Here is a 7,638-nt window from a genome sequence, read left to right as displayed (position 1 = left end):
CTGCGCTGCCCCGATGCAAGCTCTATCGTAACTACTTCCGTCGCTACTTTGAATGAGCCAGATAAATGAATGAGTCAGATAAACGAAACTGTCAGAGCAGTTGTGTCGCAAATACTTTTTAGTGACAAACTTAGTGACAAACACAGTATCTCGTTCGCGTTCCGTTAAGCGCTAATTCCGAAGAATGCTTCAATCAATTTTACTTGAGACACACTGTCTCCTTTGCTGATTCCCTTGACTTGTCCTTTGCGAATTAGACTCATTGCTTCAATACAATGATTTCGGGCAGGAAGTGTTTCCACTTCAACAAGAATTGGGAGGCTATTTAGGGTGTGACTAGAGAAAATTGAGCTTCCCCACCTTGTCATTTATACGACACAACCAAATCTTGAAGGGTCAGCACTGTACAACATTACCGTAGTGCCGTTCGTATAAGATTTACCTCTTGAGGCTTTCCTATTGTGCTTAAGCTCATTATATAAATGTTTTGTAACGTTTTTGCTTAAACCTTACAAAATTCTTAGGAAAACGCTAGGCAACAATCGCAGCGCAAATTCTGGAAGTAAAACTGAGATTAATCCTTCTTTGGCTCCGAAAAGTCTCGCGCGACTAGATGCGATCGCTCCTGCTGCCTTTGCATCAGTTCATCCAAGAGCTTAAGCTGCTGCTCCAGTTCAACGATCGCATCCCGTCGCACGATTGATCGCTCCCAAGCAAGGTGCTGGCCACTGCCAATGCGCCCTAGAGAACGAACAGTTTGCTTACCCACACTTTCCTCCTTTACTAGGCGAGCATAGTAGTAGGTCTTGCCTGCCTTAGAAGTCGTCGTTGTTGTTGTGAGAAAATAACGTGCTGGAGCTACAGACCCACTTTTGCGAATTGCTTCGATGCAATTTAAAAGGCATTGCTTCTCGGCTTCGAGGTGAGAAGAGAACATCATTATTTTCGTAATGTTTGCTTGTCTATCTTACAAAAATAACTGATCGGGGAAGACTTTACATCCGCACTTGCAAATTTGAAAAATCATTCTGATTTTGTCAGATTAGATTTTTAACCTTACAAAAATTGTCAAAACACTTAGAAGCCAAAGAAGCGCGAATTCCTAGATGATTAAGAACCAAAGGCAGCTGCAATATTATAGAAGCAATAAACCATAAGCTGTGCCACATCGCCTAATCAGGGTGCAATGTAGTTGCAGCAGTACTGTCAACTCAACTAGACAAATTTAAGAATAAGCAGATAGTCCCTGGCAAGTTGGAATCACAGGATTATGCGGCAGGTTTCAACCCAACAATCTCTTGCCAATCCTGAATCCGTTGGCGCATCTGTTCACGGTAGCACTGAGCGGTGAGCGGGTGTTGTTTCGGACGGAAACTGTGGCACATCCTGCAAAAGAGCATTCGACGATACGAAACATTAGCGTCATGGGCTGCCGAAGCTATCTTCGGCTCGACCCACCTCAGAGAATGCATCTGTGACGATCGCAATATCTCCATCTCCCCGTCCTCGTTTTACTTTCTTTGCTATCCTCGTTTTACTTTCTTTGCTATTTTTGTTTATCATTCGTGTCCATCGAATCATCATTGAGGTCAGTCTTTAGGTGGACGCACAGTTTTATGCCTCCGTAGAAGATAGAAAAATAAAGTTTTCCAGGATAAACGCACTACAATTTTGTAAATGAATATTCTCTAGACATCATTCTCTAATAAACACTACATCTAGAGAAGATTCTGAATAAAATTCAAAATTTGTCTTTGTTTATGAAGATGCGTTTGCCCTAGGGATAGTCTCACGATAGGAGGCATGAAAGTGGGCAAGAAACGATGCGACATGAGGAGTGCTTCAGTGCTTTTGGTCGCGGTGATGGTACTCGCGGGCTGTAGTGGACCTCAACGCAATAACAGCAGTAATGAGAGTAGCAATCAAAATGGAGGGAACACACAACCTGTTGCTGCAGTGATTAAAGGATTAGATAATCCCTTCTTCCAAACAATGCAGCAGGGCATTGAAGATCAGGCAAAAACCGCAGGTACGACTGTCACAGTGCAGGCAGCCAATAGTTTAAACGACACGACAGGACAGGCTGATAAAGTGCAGGCATTGGCGGGGCAAAATTATGGCTGTTTTATCATCAATCCCATCACACAAACAAACTTAGTGCAGCCCCTTGTTCAGGTTGCTAATGCAGGCAAGCATATCGTTAACATTGATAGCCCGATCAGTAAGGAGGCTGCACAGACAGCTAATCTGAAGCTCTCGACTTACATTGGCACCGATAACGTGAGTGCGGGTAGATTGGCTGCTGAGGAAATGGCTAGATTGCTGCCGGATGGTGGAGATGTCGCTTTGATAGGCGGTGTTTCTGGAGATGCAACTAGTCAGGCTAGGCTGGAAGGCTTTCAACAAGGCATTCCCAATAACATTCGGATTGTGCAAACCGTTTCCGCAGATTGGGAGCGGCAGAAAGCATTGACCGCCGCTGGAGACATTCTGCGGGCACGCCCCGATTTGAAAGGATTCTTTGCTGCGAATGACGATATGGGATTAGGAGTGGTTCGAGCACTCGCTGATGGGGGACAACAATCTCAAGTGAAGGTGATTAGTGTAGACGGACTCCAAGATGCCATTAAAGCAGTGCAGCAGGGGACGTTGTCAGCAACGGTTGCTCAGTATCCTTATGCGATCGGAGCAATGGGCATGGACGCATGTCGGGCAGCAATTGCGGGTGAAACCCTGCCACAGGACGTGACTGCCCCCGTTGCCGTGGTGAACAGGAGCAATGCAGATCGAGCGCTGCAAAGTTTCCCCAAACCCTTCTCTGACTATGAAAACCCCTTTGCCGATCTGCTGGGGCAGTAAAGCCTGAAGCAGCGATCGCCATTTCTTGCCGTAGGGGTGTTTCTTCAAATGCCCCTGCGATTGCCCATTGATGCAATTTTCCTACATCGTAGAAGGTATGCCATGACACAGGCTCATACATCTCCAACCTTGGGGCGACTGCGAGACCCTAGCTTCTGGGCAGATTGGACAGCAGCCGTCGCGCTAGTTCTGTTAATTATCGTTTTTAGCATTGCTTCCCCCGTATTCCTGACGGTGGGGAATGTGCAAGCCCTTCTGCTCGCAGCAGCAATTCTCGTCGTGCTGACGATTGGACAAACTTACGTCATTTTGACTGGAGGAATCGATCTATCTGTCGCTTCGATCTTGACGCTAGGAAGTGTCGTGCTTGGGCAAGCCTATAGTCGCGGCTGGGGAATTGGAGTGGCGTGCTTGTTGGCAATCGCGGCAGGTGCTCTCCTAGGACTAATTAATGGGCTCGTCATCGCTAAAGGCAAAATTACCGATTTTATTGTAACCCTTGGCTCCCTTAGTGCAGCGGCAGGCGCAGCCTTAGTGCTATCCGATGGGAAGCCCGTCCAAATTGCCAGTCCTTTTCTATTGAGGTTCGCGACGGGCGGTCTGGGTCTTATCAGCTATTTTGTGATTTTGGCAGCGATAATCGCCATCATCGCGCATATTGTGCTGTTCCATAATCGATTTGGTACTCATCTGCTGGCAACAGGGGGAGATACAGAAGCAGCACGGGCAACGGGAATTAACACCGATCGCATGAAAATCATGGCTTATATGATCTCCGGCTGCTTAGCAGGAATCGCCAGTATTATGCTAACTGCTCGTGTAGGCGCAGCAGAGCCTGCCTCGAATACCAGTTTTCTGCTCAACTCTGTGGCGGCTGTGGTGCTGGGGGGTGTCAGTTTGTTTGGTGGACGAGGCACGGTTGCGGGTCCAGTCATCGGTGCGTTGTTGCTCACAGCGCTTGTTAATGGTTTGACGTTGCTGTCGGTTTCCCAGTTTTATCAGCCACTGGCGGTCGGGATTGTCGTTGTTCTTGCCGCCTTGCTTATGAGGTATCAACAATGAGTTTAGATGAACCGATTCATCCATCAGGAGATGGTTCGAACCCTTCCAATTCCATCTCATCCCCTTCTAGAAATGGGGGCCTTTCCCCGTCTACTAGAAATAGCTCAAGCGCAACAATACCCAATTCTTCAAACGTACTCTTGCATGTCGATCGGGTTAGCAAATGGTTTGGCAATGTTCATGCCATCACAGATATTACGATTTGGGCTTACAAAGGCGAGATTACGGCGATCGTTGGTGACAACGGGGCAGGAAAATCTACATTAATCAAATGCATTTCAGGAGTGCATACGCCGACCGCAGGACAAATTCTCATCGATGGCAAACCCGTTCATTTTGCCTCCCCAGAAGATGCTCGACGGACAGGGATTGAAACGGTTTATCAAAACCTGGCGCTTTGCAATGACCTAAGCATTTGGCAGAATCTGTTTTTGAACCGCGAGTTGGTTAAACGGTTTGGACCGCTCGCATTTCTTGACCAGCGGACAATGCGGCGTCGATCTGCTGAAATGCTCAGTCGATTAGAGGTTAACATTCCCAGCATTAATGCCAGAGTACGGCGTCTATCGGGTGGCCAGCGACAGGCAGTTGCTATCTCCCGCGCTGCAAGTTGGGGGTCGCACCTGGTGATTATGGATGAACCGACCGCAGCCCTTGGTGTACGCGAAACCGCTCGCGTTGAAGAATTGATTTTGCGGCTTCGAGATGATGGTTTGGCAGTGTTGCTCATCAGCCATAACTTCGATCAGGTAATGCGCCTTTCAAACCAGATTTGGGTGATGCGCAGTGGTCATTTAGTCGGGGGACGACGCACTGAGAATACTAGCGGCAAAGAGCTGGTGGCGATGATTACAGGAGCCCAACAGGAGGAACAATCATGAATCAAATTGGTGTCCACGCGCTGGTGTGGGTTGGAGGATGGAGCGAGGCGGAATGCCGAAGGGCGATCGAAAGTAGCAAGGCTGCGGGGTTTGATCTGATCGAAATCCCAGTTCTCGACCCTTCCACGATCGACATCGACATGACCCGGCAAGTCCTCCAGTCGGTTGGGCTGCAGGCAGGTTGCTCTCTAGGTCTCAGTTTTGATACCGATATTTCAAGCGTAGATCCAGCAATTGTGGCGGCAGGCGATCGCCTTCTCCATCAAGCTTTGGAGGTTGCTCGCGGCATTGGTGCTAACTATTTGGGGGGCATTCTCTATAGCGCTTTGGGCAAATATTCTCAAATGCCCACAAGGGAAGGGCGTGCAAACTGCGTTAATGTGTTGCGTGGCTTAGCGAGGGAGGCTGCTGCAGATGGCATCACGCTGGGTTTAGAAACCGTCAATCGGTATGAAAGTAACCTCCTCAATACAGCCGAGCAAACAATCGAAATGATTGACGCGATCGGCGAGGACAATGTGGTGGTACACCTTGACACGTATCACATGAACATTGAAGAGTCGGGTTTTCGCACTCCGGTATTAACTGCTGGCGATCGTCTAGGCTACGTGCATGTCGGGGAAAGCCACCGGGGTTACCTCGGCACGGGCACGATAGACTTTCCGACGCTGTTTGATGCGCTAGCTGAGATCAATTACCAGGGCACCATTACCTTTGAAAGCTTCTCCTCAGCAGTAGTTTCCCCCAATCTTTCCACAACGCTAGCGATCTGGCGCAATCTTTGGAGCGATGGGATGCATTTGGCTCGCCATGCGCGTCAGTTCATTGATCAAGGATTGCGAACCGCATCGCGATCGCTTGCTGAAGCGAACCCATAACCGTTCTTCAACCCTTTCAACAAACCTTTAGAATTACCATGCTGCTGGGAATTGATTTGGGTACAGGTTCCGTTAAAGCTTTGTTATTGGATAAGGCTGGAACTGTATTGGCTGAATCTTCGCAGACTTATGGGGTGCAATCTCCAAAACCAGGTTGGGCAGAGACAGACCCGGAAGCATGGTGGGAGGCTGTAGCGATCGCAGTGCGGCAGGCGATGGCGAATTCTTCGTATCCTGTTGAGGCGATCGGGCTTTCGGGCCAGATGCATGGGGTTGTGCTAGCCGATAAAGAGGGGCGACCCTTGCGCCCTGCTATTCTTTGGGCAGATATGCGGTCAAGCGATGTGCTCGAAGTCTATCAGCAGCTTCCTGCCGACTTGCTGCACCGACTCGCCAACCCGATTACGGCGGGAATGGCTGGGCCAACGCTCGTGTGGTTGCAGCGAGAAGAACCGAATATCTATGCTGCCGCTCGTTGGGTTTTGCAGCCAAAAGACTGGCTACGTTTCCGAATGACAGCGGAAGTCGGGGCAGAACCCTCAGATGCCTCTGGAACCTTACTGTTTAATGTGCGATCGGATCAGTGGGCTTTTGAGGTGATGGAAGCATTGCATCTTCGCACCGACTGGCTTCCAGACCTCTTTCCCTCCAACCGTATTACAGGGCATCTAACGGCTCAAGCTGCTCATCATTTGGGTTTAGAGACAGGAATTCCTGTGGTTGCGGGGGCTGCTGATACCGCAGCAGCGATGCTGGGTAGTGGCCTGCTCGACCCCAGAGCAGTGCAGCTCACAATTGGTTCAGGAGCTCAAATTATTACGCCGCTCGCTCAGCCCCATGCCGATGATTCCCTTCGTACCCATCTCTTTCGTACAGCTTTGCCCGGACAATGGTATCGGTTAGCAGCGATTCAAAATGCCGGGCTGGCTCTGGAATGGGTACGAGGAATTCTGGGCTTAAGCTGGACAGAGGTCTATGAAGCCGCTGATTCCATTCCTCCTGGGTGCGAAGGACTGACGTTTTTGCCCTATCTTACTGGGGAGCGTACGCCTCATCTTGATCCTCACGCACGGGGTACCTGGGTCGGATTGGGATTACACCATACGCGATCGCACCTGATGTGGGCTGCTCTGGAAGGAGTTGCTTTTGCGATCAAGCAGGGAATGGAAGCGCTTCCTTCTGAGTTGCGCTACCCGCAAACCACGACTCCTGATATGTCTATTCCGCACGTTCGCCTGGCGGGTGGTGGTACCCTTGAACCTGCTTGGAGACAACTGCTCGCGACAGTGCTACAAGTGCCACTCTATAGCATTGCGGTATCAGCAGCCTCAGCCCGAGGAGCCGCGATTCTAGCAGGTCTAGGAATCGGAGCCTATGGCGATAAACACATGATTCCTCAATTAAGGATTACGGCTCCCCCAACCCTTCCAGATACCTTTTCTCCCAAGTTAGACAATGCTTGGATACGCTTTCAGACTCTTTATCCAACCTTGCTCCAGTGGAGATCGCAACTTCCTTAGGTACTGTTAACTTAACTGGACAAATTTAAGAATAAGCAGATAGTCATAACACAAGTCCTGTAGGAATCAGTTCCTAGTTGAATTAGCGAACAGGAGGAGGTGAAGCCGTTGTCGCAGCTCTGCCGAACTGAGCTTAAGCTCAAATTGCATTTGCTTTCAACTTCTCAGGATTAATTTGAAACTGAATTGTTGCAGCCTTTCTTTTGCCAGGAAGCTCCTGTGCCCCTAAGATATAGCCTTCCTGCTGCAACTCCTCTACAGTACGCCAGAAGATTTGGTTGTTGCGTGCAGTATTGCTCCCGAACAGGTCAAGATTCTTGAACAGATATTGTTTAGAAATCGTGAGGTACTGTCCGTCCTGCGGGGAGTCCCACTTCAACCGGCTAGCTAGGTAAATCAACAGCTTTGTCTTATAGTCGTTCTTCGCATTGTTTCCTA

7 protein-coding genes and 1 pseudogene are annotated in these 7,638 nt (G+C 49.2%); 6 read left to right on the top strand and 2 right to left on the bottom strand.

Annotated features, from left to right (window positions below):
• Window positions 1-574: 574 nt before the first annotated feature.
• Window positions 575-940 carry a hypothetical protein gene (locus tag H6F80_RS31185; RefSeq protein WP_190790931.1) on the bottom strand — a complete coding sequence of 122 codons (366 nt, stop codon included), beginning with the start codon at window positions 938-940 and terminating at the stop codon, window positions 575-577.
• Between the two features lie 358 nt (window positions 941-1,298).
• Between H6F80_RS31185 and H6F80_RS31180 the strand changes: the two genes are divergently transcribed.
• From H6F80_RS31180 to xylB, 6 genes are all read left to right on the top strand, one after another.
• Window positions 1,299-1,478, top strand: a complete 180-nt coding sequence (locus tag H6F80_RS31180; protein WP_190790930.1) for a hypothetical protein — start codon at window positions 1,299-1,301, stop codon at window positions 1,476-1,478.
• 478 nt (window positions 1,479-1,956) lie between these two features.
• Window positions 1,957-2,859, top strand: a complete 903-nt coding sequence (locus H6F80_RS31175) for a substrate-binding domain-containing protein (RefSeq protein WP_199296427.1) — start codon at window positions 1,957-1,959, stop codon at window positions 2,857-2,859.
• A gap of 102 nt (window positions 2,860-2,961) precedes the next feature.
• Window positions 2,962-3,921, top strand: coding sequence for an ABC transporter permease (locus tag H6F80_RS31170; protein ID WP_190790929.1), 960 nt, complete (start codon window positions 2,962-2,964; stop codon window positions 3,919-3,921).
• 140 nt (window positions 3,922-4,061) lie between these two features.
• Entirely contained in the window at window positions 4,062-4,802 is a 741-nt protein-coding gene (locus H6F80_RS31165) for an ATP-binding cassette domain-containing protein (RefSeq protein WP_199296426.1), read from the top strand.
• On the top strand, window positions 4,799-5,680 hold the full coding sequence (locus H6F80_RS31160) for a sugar phosphate isomerase/epimerase family protein (protein ID WP_190790927.1): 882 nt from the start codon (window positions 4,799-4,801) through the stop codon (window positions 5,678-5,680). The genes H6F80_RS31165 and H6F80_RS31160 overlap by 4 nt, the downstream gene beginning before the upstream one ends.
• Before the next feature lie 38 nt (window positions 5,681-5,718).
• On the top strand, window positions 5,719-7,200 hold the full coding sequence (gene xylB, locus H6F80_RS31155) for a xylulokinase (protein ID WP_190790926.1): 1,482 nt from the start codon (window positions 5,719-5,721) through the stop codon (window positions 7,198-7,200).
• A 139-nt stretch (window positions 7,201-7,339) separates the two neighbouring features.
• On the opposite strand, the pseudogene H6F80_RS31150 reads toward xylB, so the two are convergent.
• Window positions 7,340-7,638 (bottom strand): annotated as a pseudogene (locus H6F80_RS31150) (hypothetical protein); the annotation flags it as partial.

The sequence above is a fragment of the Leptolyngbya sp. FACHB-711 genome (genome assembly GCF_014695615.1).
Taxonomy (GTDB): Bacteria; Cyanobacteriota; Cyanobacteriia; order Elainellales; family Elainellaceae; genus Leptolyngbya_A.
The sequence above is the reverse complement of the archived record's forward strand: the minus strand, read 5'-3'. Positions and strand labels throughout refer to the sequence as shown.